The organism is Pseudomonas agronomica, assembly GCF_025917275.1.
Lineage (GTDB): Bacteria > Pseudomonadota > Gammaproteobacteria > Pseudomonadales > Pseudomonadaceae > Aquipseudomonas > Aquipseudomonas agronomica.
Genome location: NZ_JAOSHO010001022.1, coordinates 1 through 517, shown reverse-complemented (window position 1 = coordinate 517; position 517 = coordinate 1). Strand labels below are relative to the sequence as shown.

The following is a 517-nucleotide window of genomic DNA, read 5'->3' as shown; positions in this document are numbered from 1 at the left end:
TGACGATAGCCGATCCAGCATCCCTGTGGCTGACCCGCCGCTTTCGCGAGCAAGCTCCATCTCATTACTCAGCCTTGAAGCAATATACCGCCAGCTTGTTCCCATCCAGGTCCCGGGCATAAGCCGCGTAGGCATTTTCCGCCCAGCCGCGAGAGCCCGGCAGCCCCTCGCACACGCCGCCGTTCGCCAGCGCGGCGCTATGGAAGGCATGGACCGCCGCCCGGTCCGGCGCTTCGAAACTCACGGTGACGCCGTTGCCGATGGACGCCGGGTTGCCGTTGGCCGGGTTCAGTACAAAGAACGAAGGCTTGTCGACGCCCCAGATGGAACCGGCCTCATCAAGGTCGGCAACGCGCTTCAGGCCGATTTCCTTCAAGGTAGCGTCATAGAATGCGCGAGCGTTTGCCAGGTTGTTGGTGCCGACGGTGACATGGGTAAAAACGGACATTTCATTTCCTTTCTGTGGGCTATAGAGGTTTACGGACGGGATAACCCGTGGCGAGGGAGCTTGCTCCCG

General features: G+C 61.1%; 1 protein-coding gene. It reads right to left on the bottom strand.

From position 1 onward, the window contains the following. Window positions 1–64: 64 nt before the first annotated feature. Window positions 65–448 (bottom strand): VOC family protein, encoded by a 384-nt coding sequence (locus OC610_RS28705; protein ID WP_030141849.1) that lies wholly within the window; start codon window positions 446–448, stop codon window positions 65–67. Window positions 449–517 lie beyond the last annotated feature (69 nt).

Bases quoted from the DNA above. Each gene is read 5' to 3' on its own strand.
- OC610_RS28705 (WP_030141849.1), bottom strand. From the start codon at position 448: ATGTCCGTTTTTACCCATGTCACCGTCGGCACCAACAACCTGGCAAAC.